This is a genomic window from Amycolatopsis sp. NPDC104863 (genome assembly GCF_055582965.1).
Map to the genome: position 1 here is coordinate 1,053,501 of NZ_JBVJOW010000001.1, position 22,586 is coordinate 1,076,086.

Below are 22,586 nucleotides of genomic sequence, written 5' to 3' on the forward strand. Positions count from 1 at the left end.
GCTCAGCCGAGGTCGCCGTTGTCCCGCACCCGCCGCAGCATCAACGCCAGGTGCAGCCGGAAGCGGCCCGCGGGGGAGTCGACGTCGAACCCCAGCACGGCTTCCGCGCGGGCCAGCCGGGCGGGCATCGTGCTGTGGTGGCGGTGCAGCAGCGCTGCCGCCTTGCGAGCCGAGCCCGTCGCGCACAGCGCGTCGAGCGCCGCCAAGGTGTCTTCGGTCGCCAGGCGGTCGAGCGCGCGGACGTCGGACAGTTCGGCCAGCTCCGCCGGGCCGAGCCGGTCGGCGACCGCCGCGAGGCTGCCCAGGCGCTCCCACCACACCGCCGGCTCGAAGGCCGAGGTGAACCGCAACGCCGTCCGCGCGGCCGTCCACGAGCGGGCCACCTCGAGGGCCGGGAGCTCCGGTCCGATGCCCGCCCGGGCACCGGGCGGGAGCGAGCCGGGGACCGCGTCCGCGGTCAGCACCGCCCGGACACTGCCCAGCCGGGCCGAGCGGCCCGCGAGCGTGTCGACGCCGGTGCCCGCCAGCACCCGCAGCCGGGCCGCCGGGCCGAACCCCAGCAGGTGCAGGGCGCGCGCCCGGTCCGCCGTGCCGACGTCGTCCGACAGCACCAGCTCGACGAGCGCCGGGTCGCCGAGCTCGGGCCGCGGAACACCGTTGTGCTTCAGGAGGATCGCCGTGGCGATCGCGAACCGCTCCAGCAGCATGTCGTCGAGCGGGACCGGCGCGCCCGCGCGCGCCACCCAGACCGCCACCCCGCCTTCGAGCGCGCGGACGGCGGCGCCCGGTGGTGCCGCGCCGGGCGTGGTGACCTCGCCCGCCGGGTCCGCGCGCAGCGACATCCCCTGGCCGGGCGCGTGCACGCCGACCGGGCAGCCGGCGAGCTCGGCCGTGCTGCGCACCAGGGCGTCCAGCCCGGCGTGCCCGGTGATCAGGCGGTCGAAGAACCCGATCACCCGGACGGCGTTCTCGGCGTCGGCGTCGAGCCCGGACAGCCGCAGCAGCAGGCCTTTCATGCCGTCACGATAGGCGCGTCCGCCGCCGGATGGCGAGGTCCGGGCGAGGAACGCCCGCCGCGTGGCGGTGGCCGGGGCACCGGTGGCGGTCGATGATCGGAGCATGACCTACGCGATCGATCCCGAGCTGCTGCCCTGGCTGGACATGCTCCCGGCGGTGGTCCTGTCCGACTACGACTCCCTGCTCGCCGCGCGCTCTTCGATGGCACAGCTGGGCGACGTCATCCCGGCCTACGAGCCGGCGAACCCCATCGACGTCCGGGACACGTCCGTGCCCGGCCCGGCCGACGCGCCGGAGGTCCCCGTGCGCGTCTACAGCCCGGCGAACCGCACCGGCGCCGTGCCCGGCCTGCTCTACATCCACGGCGGCGGGTTCGTCGTCGGCGACCTCGACATGTTCCACGCGTCGCTGCTGCGCCTGGTCGACGAGCTGGGCATCGTGATCGTGTCGGTCGACTACCGGCTCGCGCCCGAGCACCCGTTCCCGGCGCCGGTCGAGGACTGCTACGCGGCCCTGCAGTGGGTCGAGGCCAAGGCCGCCGAGCTGGGCATCGACCCGGCCCGCCTCGGCGTGGGCGGCGAAAGCGCGGGCGGCGGCCTGTCGGCGGCGGTCGCGCTGCTGGCCCGCGACCGCGGCGGCCCGGCGCTGAGCTTCCAGCTGCTCGGCATCCCGGAGCTGGACGACCGCCTGGACACCCCGTCCATGCAGGCCTACACCGACACGCCGATGTGGAACCGGCCCAACGCGGTCTACAGCTGGACCAGCTACCTCGGCGCGGAACCCGGCGGTGCCGACGTCTCGCCGTACGCGGCCCCGGCCCGGGCGGCGGACCTCGCCGGGCTGCCGCCCGCGTTCGTGACGACGTGCCAGTTCGACCCGCTGCGCGACGAGGGAATCCAGTACGCGCAACGCCTCGCGCACGCGGGCGTCGCCGTCGAGCTGCGGCACTACCCGGGCACGTTCCACGGGTCGGCCCTGGTCGAGACGGCGGAGATCTCGCGCCGGATGTTCGCCGACGAGGTCGACGCGCTGCGCCGGGGCCTGCGGGTCTGAGCGGCGGTCACGCCCGGGGCAGCTTGCCCACGAGCGCCTTGGCGAACGCCGTCGCCTGGTCGCAGGCGCCGCCGGTCTTCTGCGCGCGGACCCGGACGTGTTCGGCCTCGCTCGCGGACAGCGGCCGGTGGCTCCAGCTCACGACGCAGCTGTCGCCGGTCGCCAGCCGGGTCGCGGTGACCCCGCCGAGGTCGACCGGGCTGCCGGTGTCGGGCACGGTGAGCGGCTGCTGGTCGAAGGTCAGCGTCAGCGCCGTCGGGGCCGTCCAGTCGCACTCGCGCAGCCGGGTCGGCTTGACCTCGCGGACCGGGCCGATCGCCTGCGCGGTCACGGTCTTGTCGACGACCGTGCACGGGTCGAGCGTGAGCAGGGTCCCGGCCGCCAGGGTGTATTCGGTGCCGCCGCGGATGCGCTCGAGGACCTTGCCGAGCGTGGACTTCGCCAGGCCGCAGGTCTCGGCGAGCGCCGTCACACCCAGCTCCGGGTGCACCGGGACCTGGACGCTCGCGTCGCACGTGCTCCCGCTGACCTCGGTGAACAGCACCAGCCGGCCGTCCAGGTCCTCGGTGGGCCGGCCGCCCTCGATGTAGATCGGATCGCCGAGGTGGACGGAGATCTTCTCGCCGGCCGTCGTCCGGTAGTCGCAGCGGCCGAGGTACAGCGAATCGGTGTCGGCGCGCAGCTTCCCGGCCGAGGGCACGGTCACGGCGTCGAGCACCCGGCAGGGATCGGTGCGCCGCAACGTCTCCAGGCTCGTCGGGTCGAGGTTCCGGCCGGCAGTCGGCGGGTCCGGGTCGCGGGCGGTGATCGTCACCGCGAGCAGGCCGCCGAGGGCGAGCGCGGCCACGGCCGACAGCGCGGTCACAACCGGCAGCCAGCGGCGACGGCGAGGTGTCGGGGCCACCGGCACCGGCTCGGGCACCGGCCACGACAGCGCGGTGCGGACCGCGGCCTCCTGCGTCCCGATCAGCCGGTGCACCGCCTCCGGCCACGGCCGGGTCCCGGGCGCCACCGGGCCGAGGAAGTCGAGGATCCGCTGTGGCGCGGGCCGCCGGGCGGGGTCTTTCGCCAGGCAGGGTTCGACGAGCGCGCGGATCTCGGGCGGCAGTCCGGTCAGGTCCGGGACGGCGTGCACGACGTTGTAGAGCATCTGCGCGGTCGTCGAGCCGGTGAACGGGCCGCGCCCGGTCGCGGCCATGACCAGCAGCCCGCCGAGGGAGAAGACGTCGCTCGCGGGGGTGAGCGGGCGGCTTTCGGCCTGCTCGGGCGACATGAACGCGGGGGAGCCGACGATGCCGCCGGTGCCGGTGAGGTCCGAGCCGCCCTCGGTGGCGCGCGCGATGCCGAAGTCGATCACGCGCGGCCCGTCCGCGGTCAGCAGGACGTTGCCGGGCTTGAGGTCGCGGTGGATCAGGCCGACCCGGTGGATCTCGATCAACGCCGTGGCGAGCCCGACGGCGAGCCGGCGGACCGGCTCGACCGGCAGCGGCCCGGTCGCTTCGACGGCCTCCTTCAGTGACGGCCCGGTGACGAACACCGAAGCGAGCCAAGGGGTCTCGGCGTCGGGGTCGGCGTCCATGACCGCGGCGGTGAAGGCGCCGGAAACCCGTTGTGACGCCTGCACCTCCTGCTTGAACCGGCTGCGGAAGCGGGCGTTGTGGGCGAACTCCGGGTGCACCTGCTTGAGCGCGACCAGCCGGCCGTCGGGGGCGACGCCGAGCAGGACGCGGCCCATGCCGCCCTCGCCGAGCGCGGCGACCAGCCGGTACTTCCCGGCCTGCCGGGCGTCCCCCGGCTCCAGCGGCTTCACGGCTTCGGCAGCCCGGGCCGGACCGCCTTGGCGAACTCCTGCGCCTGGCGGCAGATCTCGTCGTCGGTGAGCTTGCTGGCGGACGTGCGGTAGTCGACGATGACGTTCTCCGAGGTGTCTTCCCCGAGCGGGCGCTGCTGCCAGGTGAAGCTGCAGGTTCCGGTCGCGGGGTTGAAGCGCTTGGCGGCGAAGTAGGCGGTGACACCGCCGAGGTCGGCGCTGCCGGTCGAGTCCCAGTACGGGTCTTTCGCCTCCTTCGGCCGGAAGCCGCGGGCGAGGGACACGACGACTTCACCGCCGACCTGCCAGTGGCATTCGTGCAGCCCGCGGGGTTCGACCTTGGTGACCGGGCCGACGATCCGCTGCGCGGTCGCGGTGGCGACCAGGCCGCACGGGTCCACCGGGGCCAGGCTGCCCGGCGCCGCGGGCGAACCCACGCTCCCGGCGCGGAGGCGCTTCAGCGTTTCGGCGAGGGCCGCCTTCGCGGAGTCGCACGGCTTGGCGAACTTCGTGGCTTCGACGCTGATGGTGGTGTCGGGCCGGTCGACGACGGGCACCGAGGCGGTGCAGCGGCCCGCCTTGTCGTCGAGGGCGAGCGGGAGGCCTTCGAGCTCCCCGGAGACCGCGCCGGCGGCGGTCACCGGGCCGCCGACGGTCAGGTCCAGCCCTTGGCGCTGCGCGGTCTCGTAACCGCACTCGAAGAAGTGGACGTCGGTCTCGGGCGTGAGCTTCCCGACTCCGGGCACCGACGGCAGCACCTGGCACAGGTTGACCCCGCGCAGCTTGTCCGGGCCGAGCGGGTCCGGGTTCGGCGGGGCCGTGCTCGTCGTGACCGGCGGCGGCGCCGGGGTGTTCGCCGGGGCGGCGGTCGCGCCCTCGTCGCCGTTCAGCACCGTGACCGCGGTGATCGTCCCGGCCGCGACGACCACGGCCGCGGCGGCGGCGAGCACGGCCCGGCGGCCCCGCCGCCGGGGCTTCGGCGGCTTGGTGACGACCGCCGCGACGTCGGCCTGGTGCCGCGCGATCAGCGCGTGCACGGCGGGCGGCCACGGGCGCTGGACCGGCGGCAGGGGACCGAGCCGCTCGAGGACCTGCGCGGGCGTCGGCCGCCGCGCCGGGTCCTTGGCCAGGCACGGTTCGGCGAGGGCGCGCAGCTCGGGCGGGAGGAACCGCAGGTCCGGGTGCGTGTGGACGACGTTGTAGAGCGACTGCGGCGCCGAGGAGCCGGCGAACGGGCTGTGCCCGGTGGCGGCGAGCAGCAGCAGCGCGCCGAGGGAGAAGACGTCGCTCGCCGGGGTCAGCGGCCGCCCGTCGGCCTGCTCCGGCGACATGAACGCGGGCGAGCCGAGGATGACGCCGGTGTGGGTCAGGTCGGCGCCGCCCTCGGCGGCGCGCGCGATGCCGAAGTCGATCACCCGGGGGCCGTCGTCGGCCAGCAGGACGTTGCCCGGCTTGAGGTCCCGGTGCACCAGCCCGGCGCGGTGGATGCCGATGAGCGCCGACGCGAGCCCGGCGGCGAGGTGCCGCACGGCGGCCGGCGGCAGCGGCCCGGTCTTGTCGACGGCCTCCTGCAGCGACGGCCCGGCGACGAACACCGAGGCCAGCCACGGAGTGGGCGCGTGCGCGTCGGCGTCCATCACCGCCGCGGTGTAGGCGCCCGAGACCAGCCGGGAGACCTCGACCTCCCGGCGGAACCGCTCGCGGAACCCGGGGTCGCTCGCGAACCCGCGGTGGACCTGCTTGACGGCGGCGAGCCGGCCGTCGGGGGCGACCCCGAGCAGCACCCGCCCCATCCCGCCCTCGCCGACCGCCGCGAGCAGCCGGTACCGCCCCACCTGCGCCGGTTCCCCCGGACCCAACGGCTCCACGCCCACCTCCCGCGGGCGATCGTAGAGCGTCCAGTGGCCACGGTGGGGCCGAACGGCCCAGCCCGGCCCGGTGCTCTCCGCCACCGGGCCGGACCGCGCTCCCCGGTCAGGGCACGACGTCGGTGACCGTGTCCTTCACGACCTGCCACCGGCCGTGGTCGCGCACCAGCGTCAGGCTGATCGTGTAGTGGCGGTCGATCCCGTGGGCGGGCTCCAGGTAGTGCGCGTCGAGGATCGCGAAGCCCATCTGGCAGTTCTCGACGACGGTGTGCACCACCGTCCACGGCATCGAGTACTCGTAGGGCACCTTGAACTGCTCCAGCACCGGGTTCACGTTCGCGTCGTACCCGAGGTAGAGGTTGCCCTTGCGGCCCACCGTGACCATGTCGCGGTGGATGATCGCGCGGTAGCGGGCCGCGTCGCGCTTGTTGTAGCTGTCCATGTCCTCCCACACGGCGTGGTCGAACGCCCTCCGGCAGTCCTGCCCGCCGCCGCCCTGTTCACCGGCCGAAGCCGCGACCGGGGCGGCGACCGCCGCCGCGGCCAGCGCCGTCCCCAACGCCGCGTAAGCCCACTTGCGCATCCGGTTTCCCTTCTTCGTGGTTCCGGCCGGGACCCTGCTCCGGCGGCGCATCACAGCTGCATCACTTCCGCACCGGCGCCGCCCGGCGGCCGGTTAACCTCGCCCGCGGGGTGAGCCATGGAGTTCCGGGTCCTGGGTCCGGTGCGGGTGCTGGCCGGCGGGCGGCCGATCGGGCCGGCCGGGCCGCGGCAGGAACGCATCCTGGCCGCGCTGCTGCTCGGCGCGGGCCGGGTGGTGCCGGTGACGCGGCTGGTCGACGTCGTGTGGGACGGCGAGCCCCCGGCCACCGCGGTGCGCCAGGTCCGCAACCTGACCACGGCGCTGCGCCGGACGCTCGTCGCGGCGGGCGCCGGCGAAGACGTCCTCACCGCCGACGGGCCCGGCTTCACGCTGCGGCCGGGCACGTTCGACCTCGACACCTTCGAGGACCACACCGCCCGCGGTGAGCTGCGCGAGGCGCTGGCCTGCTGGCGCGGGCCCGCGCTCGCCGGGGTGGACAGCGCCGCGCTGCGCCCCGACGCCGAGCGCCTGGCGGAGCGGCGGCTGGCCGTGCTGGAGCAGTGCTTGGCCACCGAGGTCGACGCGGGGTCCGCCGACGCCGACGCCGTCGCCGAGTTGACCGCGCTGGTGGCCGAGCACCCGCTGCGCGAAGGCCTGGTCGGGCTGCTCATGCGCGCCCTGCACCGGGCCGGGCGGCAGGCCGACACGATCGACGTCTACCAGCGCGCGAAGCGGCGGCTGGCCGACGACCTCGGGATCTCCCCGGGGCCCGCGCTGCGCGCGCTCTACGAACGGCTCCTGCGCGAGGAGCCCGCGCCCGGGCGCTGTTTCCTGCCTTACGACGTGCCGGACTTCACCGGCCGCGCGGCCGAGGTCGGGCACGCGCTCGAAGCGTTGCGTGGCGGGCAGCCGGTGGTCGTCGACGGGATGGCCGGGGTCGGGAAGACGGCGTTCGCCGTGCATGTCGCCCACCGGGCCGCCGGGGGCTTCCCGGACGGGCAGCTCTTCGTCGACCTGCACGGCCACACCCCGGGCCGCGACCCGCTCACGGCCGAGGCCGCGCTGGCGGCGCTGCTGCTGCAGGCGGGGGTGCCGGCGAGCCGTCAGCCGGACGGGCTCGACGAGCGGGCCGCGCTCTGGCGCTCGCGGGTGGCCGGGCGCCGAGTGCTCGTGGTGCTGGACAACGCCGTGGCCGCCGGGCAGGTGATGCCGCTGCTGCCCGGCGACCGCGGGGTCGGGGTCGTGGTGACCGGCCGGCGGCGGCTCGCCGCGGTCGACGGCGCGGCCGCGCTCAGCCTGGACGTGCTGCCGCCGGCGGAAGCCGACGCCCTGTTCACCGCCGCGGCCGGCCGGTCCGGCGCGGGGGTCGCGCGGCTGTGCGGGTATCTGCCGCTGGCCCTGCGGATCGCCGCCGCCCGGCTCCAGGCGCGTCCACAGTGGACGGTGGTCGACCTGGTGGCGCGCCTGGGTTCCGAGCACCGGCGGCTGGGGGAGCTGCGCGCGGGCGGCCGGGACGTCGCGGCGGCGTTTTCGCTGTCCTACCGGGATCTCACGGCCGCGCAGCGCCGGCTGTTCCGGGTGCTGGGGTGCCATCCGGGCGGGGACTTCGGGGTGCCGGCCGCCGCGGCGCTGTCCGGCGCCGGCGTCGCCGAGACCGAGCGGCTGCTGGAGGACCTGCTCGACGTCCACCTGCTCCGCCAGCCCGCCCCGGGCCGCTACGGCTTCCACGACCTGCTCGCCGAGCACGCGCGGGAGGCGGCGGACCCGGCGGAGGCCGCGCCGGCGCTCGACCGGCTGCTGGACCACTACCGCGACGCCGAGTTCTCGTTCGCCGAGGAGCGCGCGAACCTCGTCGCCGTCACCGCGCTCGCGGGGCACGACGAGCACGTCTGGCGCATCGCCGACCGCGCGGTGGCGGCGTTGCGCGAACGGGGACACCGCGACGAGCTGACGGCACTGGCCCACGCGGGGGTCCGGGCCGCGGACCGGCTGGGTGATCCGCGGGCCCGTCAGCTGAGCCTGGCGAACCTCACGACGGCGCACTGGGAGACCGGCCGGCTCGCCGAGGCCGTCGAGGCGACGGCCGAACGGCTCCGGCTGGTTCGCGCGACCGGTGACCGCCCGGCCGAGGCCGCGGCGCTGGCCCGGATGGCGGCGCTGCACGCCATGCTCGGCCGGTACCCCGAGGCGGTCCGGCTGTACCGGCGGACGCTGGTGCTGGCCGGCGAGACCGGCAGTCACGCGGTCGCCGCGCAGGCCTGGGGCAACCTCAGCAACGCCCAGGAGGTGCTCGGCGAGCTGGAGGACGCGCTGACGTCGGCGTCGCGCGCCCGGGCGATCCGGACGGAGCTCGGCGACGGCGACGGCGCGGTTCTGGCGACGGCCCAGCTGGGCTTGGTGCTCGCCCGGCTCGGCCGGACCGCCGAAGCGCTCGAAGCGACGGAGAAGGCGGTGGGCGCCGCGGTCGAGCTGGGGTACGCGTTCGGCGAGGCGTGGAGCCGGATTGACTACGCGGAGGTGCTGCTGGTGGCTGGCCGCGCGGAGTGCGCGAGGGACCAGGCATCCCAGGCGTGTTCGATCCTCGGGCGGCTCGACCACCCGCTGCTGCTGACGATGGCGGCGAACAGTCTCGGCGCGGCGTGCCAGGCACTCGACGATCCGCCGGGCGCGCTGGCGGGGTACGGCCTCGCTCTGACGACCGCTCGGCGCATTGGGTATCGCGCCCAGGAGGCCCGCGCATTGGCCGGTCTTGGTGCGGCGCATGAGGCGTTGGGGCAGGAGGTGGAGGCGGCGAGGTGTGAGCGTTTGGCGGGGGAGTTGTCGGTGGAGCTGGGGTTGCCGGTGTCGGCGGATCGTTGAGCGCTGGGCGCGGCCCGGGTGCGGCGCGCGCGATGCGGAGGAGGCGGCGCGGGCGCTGGGCTGCCGCTGCCGCCGGATCGCCGAGTGCCGGGCGCGCGGGCCCAGGCGGGGCGCGCGCGATGCCGAGGCCGTGTGGTCCGCGCTAGGAAGGACTCATGCACACCGCGAAGACCACCGTCGGACTCCTCCACCCCGGCGCGATGGGCGCCGCGATCGGCGCTCTCCTGACCGCCGGCGGCACCGAGGTCCGCTGGGCCTCCGCCGGCCGCGGGCCCGCCACCCGGCGCCGGGCCGACGAAGCCGGGCTCACCGACGTCACCGACCTCGCCGCCCTGCGAAGCTGCGACGTCCTCCTCAGCGTCTGCCCGCCCGCCGCCGCGCTCGATGTCGCCCGCAGCGTCAACGGCTTCGGAGGCCTCTACCTCGACGCCAACGCCATCAGCCCCCGGCACGCCCGGGCGGTCGAGGAGATCCTGGGCACGACGGCCACCGTCGCCGACGGCGGGATCGTCGGCCCGCCGCCGCGGTCGGCCGGGACCACACGGCTCTACCTGTCCGGTCCGGCGGCCGCGACGACCCAGCTGGCGAGCCTGTTCGCCGGTACCCACCTCCAGACCGTCGTGCTCGACGGCCCAGTCGGCACGGCGTCCGCGCTCAAACTGGCCTTCGCCTCCTACAACAAGCTCACCTTCGCCCTGGCCGCGCAGTCCCACGCCCTCGCGGAGCGCCACGGCGTCGGCGGCGAGCTGCGTGAGCTCGCCGCCGACGTGCTGCCGCACACCCCGCTCGGCTCGCCCGACGGGATCACCTCCGCCGGACGACGGGCGTGGCGGTGGGAAGGCGAAATGGCCGAGATCGCCGAAGCCTGCGCCGACTCCGGGCTGTCCCCGGCGCTGCTCTCTGCCGCGCAGGAGCTGTTCGGCCGCTGGCGCGAGCACCGCGACGACACCGGCGTCACCCTCGCCGAACTCCTTCAGGCGCTGGTCACCCCGCCGGGGTGACGTCGATCAGCACCTTCCCGGTGACGCCCTTCTCCGAGGCGATGTGGGCCTCGGCGGTGTCGGCCAGCGCGAACCGGTGGATCGGCACCCCGCGGTCCTCGCCGAGCCGGAGCGCGCCGTCGGCCAGGGCCGCGGTGACGTCTTCGGCGCCGACGCGCAGCTTGTCCGCGCCGACCGTGTAGAGCACCAGGAACTGGTACCGCGTGTTCAGCCACAGGTTCGCCCCGAAGTCGAGGCTGACGGTCCCCGTGCCGCGGTCGTCGCCGTACACCGCGACCGTGCCGCGCGGGCGCAGCACCTCGGTGTGCAACCCGGCGTTGACCCCGACGGCGACCTCGACGACCAGGTCGACACCGTCGGGCGCGACCTCGCGGACCCGGGTGGCGAGCTCCGGGTCCGGGTAGCGCAGCACGTGCTGGGCGCCGGCCGCGCGGGCGAGCGCGGCTTTCTCGTCGCTGCTGACGGTCGCGATCACCGTCGCGCCGGCCCAGCGGCCGAGCTGGATCGTGGCGTTGCCGACCGCGCCGGCGCCGCCGCTGACCAGCACCGTCCGGCCCTCGAGCGCGCCGGGGGAGAGCCGGGACGGCCCGTCTTCGGCGACGGTGAGCGCGCGGTGCGCGGTGAGCGCCGGGACGCCGAACCCGGCGCCTTCGTCGAAGCCGGCGCCGTCGGGCAGACGCACCAGCTTCTCCGCCGGGAGCACGGTGTACTCCTGGGCCGTCCCGGCCGCCGGACCGTGGGTGCCCGCGAGGATCAGCCACACGCGGTCGCCGGGCGCGAACCCGGTGACCTCCGGGCCGACCGCGTCGACGACGCCCGCGCCGTCCTGGTTGGGCACCGTGTCGGGCGTTTCGGTCCCGGCCTCCGCGCCGCGGCCGAGCCGGGCCTTCCAGTCGGTCGGGTTGACCGCAGACACGACGACGCGGACACGGACCTCGCCCGGCCCGGGGTCGGTGAGGGCACGTTCCGCCAGCGACAGCACTTCGGGCCCGCCGTGGCGGCGGTAGACGACTGCTTTCATGTCCGGTGCAATCCCGCCCCACCCGGGGTTATTCCCCACCCCCGGAATTGAATCCGCGGTGCTTTTCCCCGCCGGCGACCGGAAAAACCGCGCCACGCGGGTGATCCCCCGGCCGGGCGATTTTCCGTGCTGCCCGAGCGAAATCGACCGCCGTCGCAGAAACTGGGCGCGTGGGAGAGGAAAAGCGCAGTCCGGGGGACGAGCGGCCGAAGCGCGACGACGGGGAACCGACGCCGATCTTCGACGCCGTGTTCAGCGCCACGCGCGCGCGGGCCACTACGAAGAATCCGCCGGGGGAGCCGGAGAAAACGGGACGCTGAATCACCATCGGCCGTGACGTACGCGCTGGTCCCGGCGGCGCAGGCCACCTCGCGAGCGGGGTCGCCGCCGACCTGAAGCACTTTGTTCGACGTCCGCAGCGAACATGTAGCATTCCGCGTGCACGTGCAGCCGCAGAGGAGGAGTGAGGCATGGCGGGAGTCGTGAACAGCATGATCGCCGCCGAGCACGCGGCGGGCGCCTCGATCTCCGAGCTGGCCGAGCGCTGGGGCATCGACCCGCGCCAGGTGGTCGAGCGGATCTCCGCCGCGCGCGGCTGACCGGCGTCAGATCGCCCGTTCCCCCTTGCCGAGCACCACGATCCCGCCTTCGCTGACGTGGTAGTGGCCCCGGTCGCGGGCCAGGTCCACCCCGATGTGTGCCCCGGGCGGGACCACGACGTTCTTGTCCAGGATCGCCCGCCGCACGACCGCGCCGCGGCCGACGCGGGCGCCGTCCAGCAGCACCGAGCCCTGCACGACCGCGCCCTGCTCGACCAGGACGTCGGGGGAGAGCACCGAGTCGACGACCTGCGCGCCCGAGATGATGCAGCCGTTGCTGACGATCGACTGGTTGGCCGAGCCGCCCTCGACGAACTTGGCCGCCGCGCGCTGGCCCGGGTGGGCCAAGATCGGCCACTTGCGGTTGTAGAGGTTGAAGATCGGGTGGGTCGAGATCAGGTCGGTGTGCGCGTCGTAGTAGCTGTCGATCGTCCCGACGTCGCGCCAGTAGCCGTGGTCGCGCTCGGTCTCGCCGGGCACGACGTTGCCGCTGAAGTCGTAGACCGCCGCCTCACCCGACTTGACCAGCGCCGGGATGATGTCGCGGCCCATGTCGTGGTGCGACGCCGCGTTCTCGGCGTCGGCGTGCAGCGCCTCCAGCATCACCTTGGTGGTGAAGACGTAGTTGCCCATCGACACGTACGACTCCTCGGGGGAGTCCGGCAGGCCCGGCGGGTCGTCGGGCTTCTCCATGAACGCGTCGATCATCAGCCCGTCGGTGGTCCGGATGACGCCGAACGAGCTCGCCTCCGCCCGCGGCACCCGGATCCCGGCGACCGTGACCCCGGCGCCCGAAGCGACGTGCGCCTCGAGCATCTGGCGCGGGTCCATCCGGTAGATGTTGTCCGCGCCGAACACCGCGATGTACTCGGGATCCTCGTCGTAGACCAGGTTCAGGCTCTGGTGGATCGCGTCGGCGCTGCCCTGGTACCAGCGCGGCCCCAGCCGCTGCTGGGCCGGCACCGGCGTGACGTACTCGCCGGTCAGCGCCGAGAGCCGCCAGGTCGTCGAGATGTGCCGGTCGAGCGAGTGCGACTTGTACTGCGTCAGCACGCACAGCCGCCGGATGCCGCCGTGCACCAGGTTCGACAGCACGAAGTCGACCAGCCGGTGCACACCCCCGAACGGCACCGCCGGTTTGGCGCGGTCGGCGGTCAGCGGCATCAGCCGTTTGCCCTCGCCGCCCGCGAGCACGATGCCCAGCACGTCGGCTCCAAGATTCACGACGACCTCCCGCACGCCTCGTAAAGGGCGACCGTCCGCTCGGCGATCGCCCTCCAGCCGAACTCGCCGACCGCGCGCTCGCGGCCGGCGGTACCCATCGCGGCGGCCCGGTCCGGGGAGCCCGCCACCTCGTTCAGCGCGGCGGCCAGGCCCGCCTCGAACGCTCGCGCGTCCTGCTCGTCGTAGTGCACCAGCAGCCCGGTCCGGCCGTCGTCGACGACCTCCGGGATGCCGCCGACGTCGCTGGCCACCACCGGTGTGCCGCACGCCATCGCCTCCAGGTTCACGATGCCGAGCGGCTCGTAGACCGACGGGCAGGCGAACACGGTGGCGTGGGTGAGCAGCTGCACGACCTCGGGCCGCGGCAGCATCTCGGGGATCCAGCGGACGCCGGTGCGCGTCTGCTCCAGCTCGGCGACCAGCCCGCGGAACTCCGCGTCCAGCTCGGGGGTGTCCGCGCCGCCCGCGCACAGCACCAGCTGGATGCCCGGGTCGAGCGACGCCGCCGCGCGCACCAGGTGCGGCACGCCCTTCTGCCGGGTGATCCGGCCGACGAACAGCACGTACGGCCGGTTCGGGTCGACGCCGTGCTTGACCAGCGCTTCGGTGCCGGGGTCGGGGCGGTAGAGAGTCGTGTCGATGCCGTTGTGGATCACGTGCACCCGCTCGGGCGGCACCGCCGGGTACGCGGCGAGCACGTCCCGGCGCATCCCGCCGCTGACCGCGACGATCGCGTCCGCGCTCTCGTAGGCCTCGCGCTCGATCCACGACGAAACGCGGTAACCGCCGCCGAGCTGCTCGGCCTTCCAGGGCCGCAGCGGCTCCAGCGAGTGCGCGGTGACGACGTGCGGGATGCCGTGGGTGAGCTTCGCCAGGTGCCCGGCCAGGTTCGCGTACCAGGTGTGGCTGTGCGCGAGGTCGTGACCTTCGAGCGCGTTCGCCATCGACACGGCGATGTCCATGGTCGTGAACGCGGGCTGGCGGTACCCGTGCGGATCCGTGTGCCCGGTGGCGTCGGGCCGGTCCGCGCCCCAGCAGTGGACGTCGAGATCGACCAGCGGCCGCAACTCCCGGGCGAGGAACTCCACGTGGACCCCGGCTCCGCCGTAGACCTCCGGCGGGTACTCCCGGGTGAGCAGGCCGACCTTCATGACCGAACCCTATGGCCTTCCCCGCCCGCCGCGCAGTCTGGCGTCCAGGGGAAATCCCGTGAATTTCCCGTGACTGCTCAGTTGAGCGCGGAGATCACGGCTCGCGCGTGAGCGTGAAGTGGCCGACGCCCTTCGCCGCGGAGGAGACCTGCCAGCTGTCCGGTCCGGTCGCGGGGCCCGTGGCGTACTGCAGCCGGTACTCGGGCTTGCGCGGCGCGACCGAGGTGTCCAGCCAGTGGTAGTTCACCCGCAGTGCGAGGCTCATCAGCGGGTTCGCCGTCGCGATCCGCTGCTCGACCAGCGTCACGGCCTGGCCGCGGTCGGAGAACTCGTCGATGATCGCGCATTCGCAGTAGTACGCCAGGGTGCCGATCTCGCCGGGGCTGGCCACGCTCGCGCCGTTCAGCCGGGCGCGCAGCTCGGTCCCGACCCGGGCGTAGTCCCGCGCGCTCGCCCAGTTGCCGAAGATCACCGGCGACGGCCACGGCACACCCTGCGCGACGTCGACCGCCGCGCCGCTCAGCACCAGCACCCCGGTGAGCCCGAGCGCCACCGCGGGCGGCCCGGTCCGCAGCGGCGGCCGCTCCCGGGTCTGGGCGTACCAGGTCCCGAAGGCGGCGACGGCGAACGTGCTCGCCGCCGTCACCGGGGCCACGTAGTACCAGTGGAACGGGCCGACGCCGATGAACGAATACGCGACGTAGTACAGGATCCCGCCGCCGCAGAGCGCGGCGAACGGGCCGAGCGCGGGGAAGTCCGGCCACCGGACGCCGAAGCGCGCCGCGGCCCACGCGGCGAGCGCGACCACGCCGACCAGCGCCGGGACGAACGACACGAGCACGGTGACCGGCCAGCCGAGGTAGTACATCATCGGCCCGGTGCTGTAGCTCCACGGCGCGAACAGCCCCGCCTGCAGCTGCTTGATCACCAGCGTGTCGGGCACGAACGAGCCGAACGCGACCCAGCTGACGACGAACCACGGCGCGGCGGTCAGCACCGCGGCGGCCGCGACGGGCAGCAGCCGCCGCCGGATCGCCGGGGCGCTCACCGCGATCACCACCACGAACACGACGAGGTCGAGCCGGGTCAGCACGGTGAGCCCGCCGGTCACGCCGAACCAGCGCGGCCGGCCTTCGAGCGCGAAGACCGTCAGCACCAGCAGCACCGCCGGGATCAGCAGCACTTCGAGGCCGATCGCGGACAGCACGAAGGGGTTGAGCAGCACCAGCGCGATCCCGAGCACCCCGGCCGCGGGCGGCAGCGCGAGCACGCGGCCCGCGCGCTGCCACGCCCAGCCGAGCGCGCCGCCGCACAGCACGGTGAGGATCCCGAGCGCCACCACCGGGTGCGGGCCGCCGGCGATCCGCGTCACCAGCGTCAGCGCGCCGAGGAGCAGGACGTTCAGCGGCGACGTCGCGGAGTTCGCGGGCGAGCCGGGGATGATGCCCCATTCGCCGTGCACCGCGAGGTTCTTCGCGTAGGCGAGGGTGATGTAGCTGTCGTCGGTGAGGCTGCCCCGCACCAGCAGGAAGGCGACGGCGCCCAGCACCGCCCCGAAGACGGGCAGCCACCACCGGCCGCGCGTGGTCGTCGTCGCCGTCTGCTCCGTTTGAGTTTCCGCAAGCACCTTTTCACCTTGCGGATGCGCCATCGGCGCGGGATCCGCCCTCTGCCCGATCACCATGACCCGAGGACCGTAGGGGCGGCGGATTACCGGGGTGCTACACCCGTGTCACGTCCGCCGTTCCCGTTCGGTCTCACCCGATGGTGTCACGCCCCGCGTGGTCCCGCAGTGTGGCCGGGGTCCCTTGTGGACACGCGGGACGGAACGGTCAGCGGGTCCGGCGGCGGATCGTGAGGAGCACCAGCGCGCCGCCGCCGGTGAGCAGCAGGGCGCCGAGACCGAGGACCGGGCCGACGTCGACGCCGGTGTCCGGCAGGGTGCCGGTGCCGCCGGGCGTGGTCGGCACGGGCGGCGGGACGGCCGAGGTCGACGACGTGGCGGTGCTGGTGGAGGTGCTGGTGCTCGTCGCGGTCGAGGTGGTCGGGCCGGTCGGGCTCGTCGGTGTGGCCGTGCTGGTGATGGTCGAGGTCTGCGTGGTGCCGGTCGGCTCGGTCGTGGTGGTGGGTTCGGTGGTGCCGGTCGGTTCCGTGGTGGTCGTCGGTTCGGCGGTGCTGGTCGGCACGGTCGTGCGGGTCGGTTCCGTGGTCCCGGTCGGCGCGGTGGTGCCGGTGGGCGTGGTGGTGCTCGTGGTCGGTTCAGTCGTGCTCGTCGGCGTCGTGGTGCCGGTGGTGGTCGTCGTGGTCGGGGTGGTGCTGGTGGTCGTGGTCGGCTCCGGCTTGCCGCACGAGGGCAGGTCGCCGGTGAACGGGTACGCGTGGAACTCCTGCCCGCTGCCCTGGCCGGCGCTGGAGCCGTGGACCAGGTCGCCCGCGGTGAAGAAGCGGCCGTTGGTGCCGGGCAGGGTGACCGTCGTGGTGCCGGCCGGGTTGCCCGCCAGCACGCTGCCCTGGAACATGCCGCTGCCGGTGAGGTGGACCGCCGTCGCGGCCGGGAAGTTCCACAGCAGGCGGGGGCGCAGCCGGTTGAGCGGGTCGCGGTCGTCGAGGGTGCCGCTGTAAGTGTTGATCGTCCGGACCGCGCCGGTGAGGTTGACCAGCACCGTCGCGCCCTCGGGGATGCCGGTGAACTCGATGCCCTGCGCGCCGCCGCCGGGCGCGGCGATGTCCTGCGTGACGGTGAAGACCTGCAGCGCGGACTTGTCGTCGCCGGTGAAGAGCGTCCGGTGGTTCTGGTTCTGCACGGTCCCGGTGGCGGCGGCGGCCGCGTAACACTCGCTGGCGGCCGTGAGCTCGGCCCGCAGCCCCGCGTACGGCTTCATCGCCGCCGGGTCGTGGACGAGCTCGCCGATCACGGTGCCGGTGACCGTCCCGGCGTGGCGGACCACCCCGCCGGCCGAGTCGCCGACGGCGTCGAGCCGCTGGCGTTCGGCGACGGTCAGGTCCCCGCCGACGGTGAGATAGTCGGCGCCGTCCGGCGGCGGCACGCGGGAGCCGACCCCGGCGACCCCGACGTTGTAGATCGAGGAGCCGGCGGTCTTCCGCAGCGTGAAGTCCCCGCCGACGACCACCCGCCCCTCGGCTTCGGCGGCGCTGCCGGTGACGCGCATGCTGCCGCCGACGAAGACGTTGATGCCGTTGTCGCGCCCGGCGAACGCACCGTTGCCGACCGGCGGATAGGTCCCGGGGCAGGTGCCCGGCACGCACGGCCCGAGGCCACCGGGCAGCGGGTCGGCCTGCGCGGACCGCACGAACGGCACCGAAAGCACCACGAGCCCGCAGGCCGCCAGCGCCGCCAGTGCGGCATGGGTCACGCGCACGGAACCTCCCCTGGTCCACTGTGGACTCTCGGGGTCGGACGATAGTGCCAGGTCACGCGGGTAGCCCGCCGATCCACCCGATCGGTGGCGCGCCGGGGACTGCCGGTGTTCACCGCCCGGCGGCCACAGTGGACCGACCTGGGCCGATGAAATCCGGATGACCGCGACACTCCTCCCGGGGCCGGATGCGCCGCCGGCGCGGGCTTCCTAGGCTGGTCCGGTGCGGGCGAGGGTGGTGAGCGGGCTCCGGGCCCGGATGGAGGCGAGCCTCGACCGGGCGGGCATCGCGCTGCCCTGGTGGGTGCCGGTCGCGGTGAGCGCCTTCGGGACCGTGCTGGCGGTCACCGCGGTCGTGCAGCGCGGGGCGCCCGTGCCGGCTGTGCTCGCCGGGCTGCTGGCGGTCGTGACGGCGCTGGGCTGGGCCGTCACCGGGGTCATCGCGCCGCCGTGGCTCAAGGCGCTCACCGTGCTCGGGGCCGTCGCGATCCTGCTGGCCGACCCCGTCGTCCCCGACTTCGCCCCGGTCGTGCTGGCAGTGCTCGCCGCCGAGACGGCGTCGATCGCCCGGCCGGTGCTCGCCTTCGCCGTGAGCGCCGCGAGCGTCGTGCTGCTGAGCGTCGCCACGGCTCGCGTCGGGCTCGTCGGCTTCCCGGTCTACGTCGCGGCCGTGCTGCTCGGGCTGGCCGCCGGGTTCATGCTCCGCTGGTACGTGCGGGCGCTGGCCGCCGAGCGCGCGGCGCGGGACGCCGTGCGCGACCAGGCCGTGCTCGCCGAGCGGCAGCGGATCGCCCGCGAGGTGCACGACGTCGTCGCGCATTCGCTGAGCATCACGCTGCTGCACCTGACGGGCACCCGGCACGCCCTCCGCCAGGACCGGGACGTCGAGGAGGCGCTGGAAGGGCTCGAGGAGGCCGAGCGCGTCGGCCGGGCCGCGATGGCCGACATCCGCCGGACCGTCGGGCTGCTCGCCGAGGCGCCCGCCGCGACCCGGCCGCTGCCGGACGCCCGTGACATCACCGCGCTCGTCGAGCGCACCCGCGCGGCCGGCCTGGCCGTGGACTACGAGCAGGACGGCGACCCGGCCGCGGTGCTGGACCTGGCCGGGCTCGGGCTGTACCGCATCGCGCAGGAGTCGCTGGCCAACGTCGCCAAGCACGGCGCCGGCGCGCCCGCGCGGATGCGGCTGGCCGTCGAGGCGGGCGAAGCGCGGCTGACCGTCCGCAACCGGCTCCCGGCCGGGGCCCTGCCGCGGGCCGCGGGCGGGTCCGGGCTCACCGGGATGGCCGCGCGGGCGGGACAGCTGGGCGCGCGGCTGAGCGCCGGACCGGAAGGGGCGGACTGGGTGGTGGCCGTCAGCGTGCCCGCGGGTGTCGCGCCGTGACCGGCGAAGAGCCGGTGCGGGTCCTGCTCGTCGACGACCAGGAGCTCGTGCGGTCCGGGCTGCGGCGGATCCTGCGCCGCCGCGACGGGTTCGTCATCGCGGGGGAGTGCGGCGACGGCGCGGACGTCCCCGCGGCGCTGGCCGCCGCCGAGGTGGACGTCGTCGTGATGGACCTGCGGATGAAGCACGTCGACGGGATCGAGGCGACCCGGCGGCTGCGGCGGGCCGGTCCTCGGCCGCCGGTGCTCGCGCTCACCACGTTCGACGACGACGAGCTGCTCGCGGGCGCCCTGCGGGCCGGCGCGGTCGGCTACATCCTCAAGGACTCGCCCGCCGAAGACCTCATTCGCGCCGTGCGCGCGGTCGCCGCGGGGGACGCCTGGCTCGACGCCGCCGTGACCGCCCGGGTGCTCACGACCTACCGCCGCGCGGCCGCCGACGGGTCCGCGGGCCCGCCGCCGGGTCTGCTGACCCCGCGCGAGCTGGACGTGCTGCGCGCGGCCGGCCGCGGCCTGAGCAACACCGAGATCGCCGCCGCGCTGGTCGTCTCCGAGCTGACGGTGAAGAGCCACCTGGGCCGGATCTTCACCAAGCTGGGCCTGCGCGACCGGGCCGCCGCCGTGGTCTACGCGTTCGACCACGGCATCGTCAGCCCGCGCGGTCCGGCGGTCGACGACGCGCCGGTGCGGCTCGCGCCCGAGCCGGATCCGGTGCCGGGACTGCGGTTCTCGGTGCTCGGCCCGCTGCGCGCGTGGCGGGGCGGCAGCCCGCTCGACCTCGGACCGGTGCGCCAGCAGGCGCTGCTGGCCGCGCTCGTGCTGCGCCCCGGGGTCACGGTCAGCCAGTCCGAGCTGCTGGACGGCGTGTGGGGGCTGGAGCCGCCGGGCACCGGGGGCCGGGTCGTGCCGGTGTACGTGCACCGGCTGCGCAAGTGCCTGCGCGGGCCCGGCGAGCGGACCCCGGACTCGGTGATCGGCCGCACCCGCGGCGGTTACCGGTTCGCCGCCGACGGCGTGCGGCTCGACGTCGCCCGGCTGGCGGAGCTCGACGCGGACGCGGGCGCGGCCGAAGAAGCGGGCGACCTGCCCTCGGCCGCCGCGTGCTGCGCCGACGCGCTGGCGCTGTTCCACGGCGAGCCCCTCGCCGGGCTGCCGGGGCCGTTCGCCGAAGGCCAGCGGCTGCGGCTGGGCGAGCGCCGGAACACGCTGTGGACCCGGCGCGCCCGGCTGCAGCTGAAGCTGGGCCGGGCCGCGGAAACGGCCGACGAGCTGTCCGCCGTCCTCGCGCTCGAACCGTTGCGGGAGCCGCTGGCCGTGTTGCTCATGCGGGCTTTGCTGGCCACTGGCCGCCGCGCCGAGGCGATCGCGGTGTACGGCCGCGTCCGCGACCGGCTGGCCGGAGACCTGGGTGTCCAGCCCGGCGAGGAACTGCGGCGCACCTACCGGGCGGTGCTCGGTGACGCCCCCGCGTAGGTCCGGTTCAGCACGCGCGGCGGCGCGGGTCCGGCGCGACGGCGGCCTGGGCCTCCGCCGAGGTGGAGTGCAGCGGCAGGTCCTCGTCCAGGCCGAGGATTTCCAACGGCCGGGCGACGGACTCCGCGTCGGCCGCGATGGCGAAGGGGACGTCACGCGCCCGGGCGTCGCGATGGGCTTCCACCAGGACGCTGAAGATCGTCGAGTCGCAGAAGGTGACTCCGGCGAGGTCGGCGACGACGCCGCGGGAGCGGCGGCGGATCGGAGGCAGGAGAGCGCGGCGGAAGCGCGGCGCGGTGTCCAGGTCGGCGGGGCCCGCGCACCGGACGGTCACGATCCCGGCGGCGGTGGTGGTCTCGAGCGCGGTGGGGTGCTCTGTCATGGGTTGTCCTCCTGGATAGCGGGTACCCGTAGCCGCGTGAGATCACTCGTCCGGCGCAGGTCCGCTGCGGCATCCGAGGGATAACGATGCACAAGCGATGCGTTTGCGGTATAGCGTGGCCGCGCAGCACCGTTTCCCCGGCACGTCGCCGGCCACGGCGGGTGCCACACCCCGCGGCCGGCGGGATCCGGCTGACGCGGGCCGGATCACCGGCGCCGGGCGGCGCCGAAGGGGACGCGGCAGGCCGACGCCCCGCCGCCGCGTCCCCCCGCACGCCTCCGCCCGGCGAGGTCCCGGTTGCGCGCGGGCGGCGGTGACCCGGCGGGTCGGTCGGTCGCCGCCGGGTGCGGCGGGCTTCGCGTCGCTAAGCTTCGGCCCACTCCGGTGAGGTGAAGGGACACGGTGGAACCCGAGAACGTCGACCCGCCGCCCGTCTGGGCGCCCGGCAAGGTGGCCGAGCTGCTCGGCGTGTCGCCGGTGACCCTGCGCAGCTGGAGCGCGCGGTACGGGATCGGCCCGCCGGTCGGCGAGGGGCGCCATCGCCGCTACTCCGACGCCGACGTCCGGCGCCTGCAGCACATGCAGCGGCTCGTCGCGCGGGGGATGCCTGTGCGGGAGGCCGCCGCCGCGGCGTTCGCCGGCCCCGCGGCGACGACGTCCGGGGTGCCGGCCGCCCGCCGCGTCCGCGAGCTCGCCGACGCCGCCGACGAGCTGCAGTTCGCCTCGGTCGCCGGGCTGCTCGACGAAACCCTGGGCACGCTCGGCCCGGCCGCCGCCTGGACCGAGGTCTTCGCGCCGGTGCTGCGCGGCCTCGGTGACCGCTGGCAGAGCGGCGACGTGTGCTTCGCGTCGGAGTGGGCGCTGACGAGCGAGATCTCCCTGGCGTTCGAGCGGTTCAGCCGCCGCTTCCCGGCCGCCGTCCCGGGCCGGCCGGTGCTGCTGGCCTGCTGTCCCGCCGAACGGCACTCCCTCCCGATGGAAGCGCTCCGGGCGGCCTTGGCCGAGGCGGGGGTGCCGGTCGCCTACCTCGGCCAGCTCGTGCCGGCCGAGACGGTGGCCGACCTGGCGGAGCGCCTCGACCCGGTGCTGGTCCTGCTCTGGTCCCTGGCGCCCCCGACGGCCGACGACCTGCTGGCCGCGCGGGTCCGCGACCTCGGGCGCGCGGTCGGTGTCGCGGGCCCGGGCTGGGCGCACCTCGGCGACCGCGGGTTCCCGCGGGTGGCCGACCTGGCGTCGGCGATGGAGCTGGTCGTGGCGTACGCCCACGCCTGATGGCGGTCGAAAGCGTCAGCGCAGCCTGCCGAGCTCCCGGGTCAGCTCCGGCACGACGTTGTCGCCGAGCCGCTCGAACTCCCGCTTGAGCAACGGGCCCGCCAGTTTCGCCAGGCCGTGGAACTCGATCGTCGCCTGGTACCGGACCTCGGTGCCGTCCGGGCCGGAGGTCAGCGTGAAGTCGTCGGTGGACGTCGCCGTCTTGTTCTTGCCGACGAAGGTCACCCGGCCCGGGTCGCGCCGCGTGAGGCGGTACTCCAGCTCCGTCTTCTTGCCGCGGAACTCCGACACGTTGTGCCACACCGCGCCGACTTCCAGCGGGCCCGAGTCGGTCCGGGTGCACGTGACCGTGCCCGGGTCCCAGTCCTCGGTGTGCGCGAAGTCCGCGAGGTAGCCGGCGACGAGCTCGACCGGCGTGCGCACGGTGACGGTGCGTTCGACCTGGACCATGGGGCCTCCCGGGACCGGTTCGCTGCGGAGTCGATGCAACCGTAGCGGTGCCCGCTCAGCGGG

General features: G+C 75.1%; 17 protein-coding genes and 2 pseudogenes. 8 read left to right on the plus strand and 11 right to left on the minus strand.

Going from position 1 to position 22,586, the window contains the following annotated elements:
* Positions 1 to 2: 2 nt before the first annotated feature.
* The gene (locus ACZ63J_RS04650) at positions 3 to 1,016 is read right to left on the minus strand and encodes a helix-turn-helix domain-containing protein (protein ID WP_465399739.1); all 1,014 of its coding nucleotides are present in this window, start codon (positions 1,014 to 1,016) and stop codon (positions 3 to 5) included.
* Positions 1,017 to 1,119: 103 nt separating this feature from the next.
* Between ACZ63J_RS04650 and ACZ63J_RS04655 the strand changes: the two genes are divergently transcribed.
* Positions 1,120 to 2,070, plus strand: coding sequence for an alpha/beta hydrolase (locus ACZ63J_RS04655; protein ID WP_465342169.1), 951 nt, complete (start codon positions 1,120 to 1,122; stop codon positions 2,068 to 2,070).
* Between the two features lie 7 nt (positions 2,071 to 2,077).
* Here the strand turns inward: ACZ63J_RS04655 and ACZ63J_RS04660 are convergent, their stop codons facing one another.
* From ACZ63J_RS04660 to ACZ63J_RS04670, 3 genes are all read right to left on the minus strand, one after another.
* Positions 2,078 to 3,880 carry a serine/threonine-protein kinase gene (locus ACZ63J_RS04660; protein WP_465399738.1) on the minus strand — a complete coding sequence of 601 codons (1,803 nt, stop codon included), beginning with the start codon at positions 3,878 to 3,880 and terminating at the stop codon, positions 2,078 to 2,080.
* Positions 3,877 to 5,748: a serine/threonine-protein kinase gene (locus ACZ63J_RS04665; RefSeq protein ID WP_465399737.1), complete on the minus strand. Its 1,872-nt coding sequence runs from the start codon at positions 5,746 to 5,748 to the stop codon at positions 3,877 to 3,879. The genes ACZ63J_RS04660 and ACZ63J_RS04665 overlap by 4 nt, the downstream gene beginning before the upstream one ends.
* Positions 5,749 to 5,854: 106 nt before the next feature.
* On the minus strand, positions 5,855 to 6,331 hold the full coding sequence (locus ACZ63J_RS04670; protein WP_465399736.1) for a hypothetical protein: 477 nt from the start codon (positions 6,329 to 6,331) through the stop codon (positions 5,855 to 5,857).
* Between the two features lie 117 nt (positions 6,332 to 6,448).
* Between ACZ63J_RS04670 and ACZ63J_RS04675 the strand changes: the two genes are divergently transcribed.
* Both ACZ63J_RS04675 and ACZ63J_RS04680 read left to right on the plus strand, forming a co-directional pair.
* Positions 6,449 to 9,190, plus strand: a complete 2,742-nt coding sequence (locus ACZ63J_RS04675; RefSeq protein WP_465399735.1) for an AfsR/SARP family transcriptional regulator — start codon at positions 6,449 to 6,451, stop codon at positions 9,188 to 9,190.
* A 155-nt stretch (positions 9,191 to 9,345) separates the two neighbouring features.
* The gene (locus tag ACZ63J_RS04680; protein ID WP_465439314.1) at positions 9,346 to 10,191 is read left to right on the plus strand and encodes a DUF1932 domain-containing protein; all 846 of its coding nucleotides are present in this window, start codon (positions 9,346 to 9,348) and stop codon (positions 10,189 to 10,191) included.
* Here ACZ63J_RS04680 and ACZ63J_RS04685 read toward each other — a convergent pair.
* Entirely contained in the window at positions 10,175 to 11,212 is a 1,038-nt protein-coding gene (locus ACZ63J_RS04685) for an NADPH:quinone reductase (protein ID WP_465399733.1), read from the minus strand. The genes ACZ63J_RS04680 and ACZ63J_RS04685 overlap by 17 nt on opposite strands.
* A gap of 470 nt (positions 11,213 to 11,682) precedes the next feature.
* Here ACZ63J_RS04685 and ACZ63J_RS04690 point away from each other — a divergent pair, with 470 nt between their 5' ends.
* Entirely contained in the window at positions 11,683 to 11,811 is a 129-nt protein-coding gene (locus ACZ63J_RS04690) for a hypothetical protein (RefSeq protein ID WP_465399732.1), read from the plus strand.
* Between the two features lie 6 nt (positions 11,812 to 11,817).
* Here ACZ63J_RS04690 and glgC read toward each other — a convergent pair whose 3' ends face one another.
* The 4 genes from glgC to ACZ63J_RS04710 form a co-directional block, all read right to left on the minus strand.
* On the minus strand, positions 11,818 to 13,035 hold the full coding sequence (gene glgC, locus ACZ63J_RS04695; RefSeq protein WP_465399731.1) for a glucose-1-phosphate adenylyltransferase: 1,218 nt from the start codon (positions 13,033 to 13,035) through the stop codon (positions 11,818 to 11,820).
* A complete protein-coding gene (glgA, locus tag ACZ63J_RS04700; protein WP_465342161.1) occupies positions 13,032 to 14,186 on the minus strand; it encodes a glycogen synthase in 1,155 nt (384 codons plus the stop codon). The genes glgC and glgA overlap by 4 nt, the downstream gene beginning before the upstream one ends.
* Before the next feature lie 94 nt (positions 14,187 to 14,280).
* On the minus strand, positions 14,281 to 15,813 hold the full coding sequence (locus tag ACZ63J_RS04705; protein WP_465399730.1) for a hypothetical protein: 1,533 nt from the start codon (positions 15,811 to 15,813) through the stop codon (positions 14,281 to 14,283).
* Between the two features lie 205 nt (positions 15,814 to 16,018).
* The gene (locus tag ACZ63J_RS04710) at positions 16,019 to 17,566 is read right to left on the minus strand and encodes a choice-of-anchor A family protein (RefSeq protein ID WP_465399729.1); all 1,548 of its coding nucleotides are present in this window, start codon (positions 17,564 to 17,566) and stop codon (positions 16,019 to 16,021) included.
* Positions 17,567 to 17,786: 220 nt separating this feature from the next.
* On the opposite strand from ACZ63J_RS04710, the gene ACZ63J_RS04715 reads away from it, so the two are divergent.
* From ACZ63J_RS04715 to ACZ63J_RS04725, 3 genes and pseudogenes are all read left to right on the plus strand, one after another.
* Positions 17,787 to 18,947 carry a sensor histidine kinase gene (locus ACZ63J_RS04715; RefSeq protein ID WP_465399728.1) on the plus strand — a complete coding sequence of 387 codons (1,161 nt, stop codon included), beginning with the start codon at positions 17,787 to 17,789 and terminating at the stop codon, positions 18,945 to 18,947.
* Positions 18,944 to 19,603 (plus strand): annotated as a pseudogene (locus ACZ63J_RS04720) (response regulator); the annotation flags it as partial. The gene ACZ63J_RS04715 and the pseudogene ACZ63J_RS04720, both read left to right, overlap by 4 nt.
* Before the next feature lie 192 nt (positions 19,604 to 19,795).
* Positions 19,796 to 20,419: pseudogene (locus tag ACZ63J_RS04725) on the plus strand (AfsR/SARP family transcriptional regulator); the annotation flags it as partial.
* Between the two features lie 7 nt (positions 20,420 to 20,426).
* On the opposite strand, the gene ACZ63J_RS04730 reads toward ACZ63J_RS04725, so the two are convergent.
* The gene (locus tag ACZ63J_RS04730) at positions 20,427 to 20,801 is read right to left on the minus strand and encodes an STAS domain-containing protein (RefSeq protein ID WP_465399726.1); all 375 of its coding nucleotides are present in this window, start codon (positions 20,799 to 20,801) and stop codon (positions 20,427 to 20,429) included.
* A 402-nt stretch (positions 20,802 to 21,203) separates the two neighbouring features.
* Between ACZ63J_RS04730 and ACZ63J_RS04735 the strand changes: the two genes are divergently transcribed.
* Positions 21,204 to 22,073: a MerR family transcriptional regulator gene (locus ACZ63J_RS04735; protein ID WP_465399725.1), complete on the plus strand. Its 870-nt coding sequence runs from the start codon at positions 21,204 to 21,206 to the stop codon at positions 22,071 to 22,073.
* Between the two features lie 15 nt (positions 22,074 to 22,088).
* Here the strand turns inward: ACZ63J_RS04735 and ACZ63J_RS04740 are convergent, their stop codons facing one another.
* Entirely contained in the window at positions 22,089 to 22,523 is a 435-nt protein-coding gene (locus ACZ63J_RS04740; RefSeq protein WP_465399724.1) for an SRPBCC family protein, read from the minus strand.
* Positions 22,524 to 22,586: the final 63 nt, after the last annotated feature.

Bases quoted from the DNA above. Each gene is read 5' to 3' on its own strand.
- ACZ63J_RS04690 (WP_465399732.1), top strand. From the start codon at position 11,683: ATGGCGGGAGTCGTGAACAGCATGATCGCCGCCGAGCACGCGGCGGGC.
- ACZ63J_RS04675 (WP_465399735.1), top strand. From the start codon at position 6,449: ATGGAGTTCCGGGTCCTGGGTCCGGTGCGGGTGCTGGCCGGCGGGCGG.
- ACZ63J_RS04730 (WP_465399726.1), bottom strand. From the start codon at position 20,801: ATGACAGAGCACCCCACCGCGCTCGAGACCACCACCGCCGCCGGGATC.
- ACZ63J_RS04650 (WP_465399739.1), bottom strand. From the start codon at position 1,016: ATGAAAGGCCTGCTGCTGCGGCTGTCCGGGCTCGACGCCGACGCCGAG.
- ACZ63J_RS04670 (WP_465399736.1), bottom strand. From the start codon at position 6,331: ATGCGCAAGTGGGCTTACGCGGCGTTGGGGACGGCGCTGGCCGCGGCG.
- ACZ63J_RS04685 (WP_465399733.1), bottom strand. From the start codon at position 11,212: ATGAAAGCAGTCGTCTACCGCCGCCACGGCGGGCCCGAAGTGCTGTCG.
- ACZ63J_RS04740 (WP_465399724.1), bottom strand. From the start codon at position 22,523: ATGGTCCAGGTCGAACGCACCGTCACCGTGCGCACGCCGGTCGAGCTC.
- ACZ63J_RS04680 (WP_465439314.1), top strand. From the start codon at position 9,346: ATGCACACCGCGAAGACCACCGTCGGACTCCTCCACCCCGGCGCGATG.
- glgA (WP_465342161.1), bottom strand. From the start codon at position 14,186: ATGAAGGTCGGCCTGCTCACCCGGGAGTACCCGCCGGAGGTCTACGGC.
- ACZ63J_RS04655 (WP_465342169.1), top strand. From the start codon at position 1,120: ATGACCTACGCGATCGATCCCGAGCTGCTGCCCTGGCTGGACATGCTC.